Genomic DNA, 2,463 nt, shown 5'->3' with positions numbered 1-2,463 from the left:
GGTATCCGTCCGGCCAATCCATCTTGACCGAGGATGTCTGTCGTAGTTGACGCTAGGTCTGCTGCCAGCGATGGGGCAGCAACTCTGCGATCTGGCTGACACGCTGCATGGGCAGGCGGGTCAGCACGTCCTTGATGTAGGCGTATGGGTCGTGCCCATTGAGCCTGGCCGACTGGATCAAGCTCATCACCGCCGCAGCGCGCTGGCCCCCGCGCAGGCTGCCGGCGAACAGCCAGTTCGATCGACCAAGGGCAATCGGCCGGATCTGGTTCTCGATCCAGTTGTTATCGATCGGCACTTGCCCGTCCTCGGCAAAGCGCACCAGCGCGGCCCAGCGCTTGAGGCTGTAATCCAGCGCCTTAGCCGTGGCTGAGTTGTCGGGCACCTTCTGGCGCGTGAGCACCATCCATTGATGCAAGGCTCCAAGCACCGGCTTCGTTCTGGCCTGACGCAGGGCCTGCCGCTCGCCGGTATCAAGCGCCTTGGCTTCGCGCTCGATGTCATACAGCTGGCCGATCAGCGCCAGGGCCTGCTCGGCCACCATGCTCTTGTTGGCCGCATGCAGCTCGAAGAACTTGCGCCGGGCATGCGCCCAGCAACCGATCTCGGCGATGCCCTGGGTGAACAGGCTCTTGTAGCCCGCGAAGTCGTCGCACACGAGCGCGCCTTGCCAGCCTTGCAGGAAGTGCTGGGCGTTGGAGCCTGCTCGGGACTCGCAGAAGTCGTAGACCACGGCCTTGAGATCGTCGAAGATGCCCGGCGCATAGGCCCACAGGTAGGCCCGATGCGTCTTGCCGTCGCGCGCGCTGGCGGGCTTGAGCATCTGCACTGGGGTCTCGTCGGCGTGCAGCACGCTGCAGGCCAGCATCTCCTGGCGCAGCGCATCAACCAGCGGCTGCAATTGCACGCCGCAGGCTCCCACCCATTGGGCCAGCGTCGAGCGCGCGATGGTCAAGCCGGCCCGGCCAAAGATCTGCTCCTGGCGGTGCAGCGGCAGGTGGTCCGTGTACTTGGCCACCAGCACCTGGGCCAGCAGGCCTGCCGTGGGGATGCCCTTGTCGATGATGTGCGGATCGACTGGGGCTTGCGTGATTGTCTCGCACTGCGCACAAGCCCACTTGCCGCGGATATGCCGCTCGACACTGAAGGCGCCTGGCGCATAGTCGAGCTTCTCGGCAATGTCCTCACCGATGCGCTTCATCGTGCAGCCGCAGGCGCAGATGCTCGATGGGGGTTCATGGCGGATCTCGCGGCGCGGCAGCTCGGCGGGCAGCGCCTGGCGCCTGGGCGTTCGCTTGGTCGGCTGTGGCTGCGGATCGGCGGCTTCGAGCTGCTCGATCTCGGCTTCGACAGCGCCCAGGTCGGCTTCAATGGCTTCTTCGAAGAGGTGGCGCTGCTCAGCGCTCAGCCGCTCGCTGTGCGCGGCAAACTTCAGGCGGCGCAGCAGCGCCAGCTCGTGCGTGAGCTTGTCGTTGAGCGCCTGGGCATGGCGCAGCTGTGCCTGCAGCTGGGCGTTGAGTTCACGCAGTTGCGCCTCATCCAGGGACTGGAGATCGGCAACAGATGGGGTAGCGGCAACCATGGCTTGGCATTGTGCCGTTGCCCAGGGTGCTGGCCCATGGGCATGAGTCCCGATTGCAGCAGCTGGGGCTTAGACCAAGGTGATCACCCCGGCCTGGCCCAGGCGCTGCCAGGGCAGGCCTTGAACCAGCGCCGCCAGTTGCTCCTGGCACAGAGGTTGAGACCCACCGGCCGATCGTGCCCAGATGAAGCGGCCTTGCTGCAGGCGGCGTGCCGCCAGCCAGATGCCCAGGCCATCGTGCACGAGCACCTTCATGCGGTTGGCGCGTTTGTTGGCAAAGCAATAGGCATGGTGGGGCACGGCAGCGCCGAAGACTGCCACGACGCGGGCCAAGGCGGTATCGGTGCCCGCGCGCATGTCCAGTGGCTCGACGGCCAGCCAGGCGGCATCGATGCGGATCATCGCAGCATCTCGCGCAAGAGCTGTGCGCACTGGCCAGCTGCCGCCAGCGGCCAATGCACCGTCACGGTGGCAGTGCCACGCTGCACTTCGATACGGATAGTCTCGCAAGAGCAAGTCTGGGGTGGCTGCGCCAAGGGCGATGCTGGGCTTGATGCATCACCGGCAGCGCTTGGCAATGGCAAGGCCACGAATGCCGGCGCCGCTGCCGGCAACTGGGGCGGCACAGCCTGCAGGCGCCGCTCACGCAGCCAGCGATGCACCATGTTCGGGTGCAAGCCATATTGAAGGGCTACAGCGGACACCGACGCACCCGGCTGACAGGTCTGCTCCAGCACCGATGCCTTGAATGCAGCGCTGTACTCGCGCCGCCGCGGGCGCTCATCATTGAACAATCGTTCCATCGTCTCCACGATCCTCCATCGTGGGGACGATCCTCGATTACGGCATTCGATTCAAGATGGGTTCGCCGGACGGATACG

3 protein-coding genes are annotated in these 2,463 nt (G+C 65.5%); all 3 read right to left on the bottom strand.

The features are described 5' to 3' along the window. Positions 1-52: 52 nt before the first annotated feature. The 3 genes from tnpC to tnpA all read right to left on the bottom strand — a co-directional run bounded on the left by tnpC (position 53) and on the right by tnpA (position 2,385). Complete coding sequence (gene tnpC / locus ACODRX_RS25780; RefSeq protein ID WP_488874398.1) at positions 53-1,582, bottom strand: IS66 family transposase; 1,530 nt, start codon at positions 1,580-1,582, stop codon at positions 53-55. A gap of 69 nt (positions 1,583-1,651) precedes the next feature. Beyond that, a complete protein-coding gene (tnpB, locus tag ACODRX_RS25775; protein WP_488874397.1) occupies positions 1,652-1,984 on the bottom strand; it encodes an IS66 family insertion sequence element accessory protein TnpB in 333 nt (110 codons plus the stop codon). After that, positions 1,981-2,385 carry an IS66-like element accessory protein TnpA gene (gene tnpA / locus ACODRX_RS25770; RefSeq protein WP_488874396.1) on the bottom strand — a complete coding sequence of 135 codons (405 nt, stop codon included), beginning with the start codon at positions 2,383-2,385 and terminating at the stop codon, positions 1,981-1,983. The genes tnpB and tnpA overlap by 4 nt, the downstream gene beginning before the upstream one ends. Between the last annotated feature and the right edge of the window lie 78 nt (positions 2,386-2,463).

The organism is Comamonas sp. FG99, from assembly GCF_057808605.1.
This window is presented reverse-complemented; position numbering and strand designations above follow the sequence as displayed.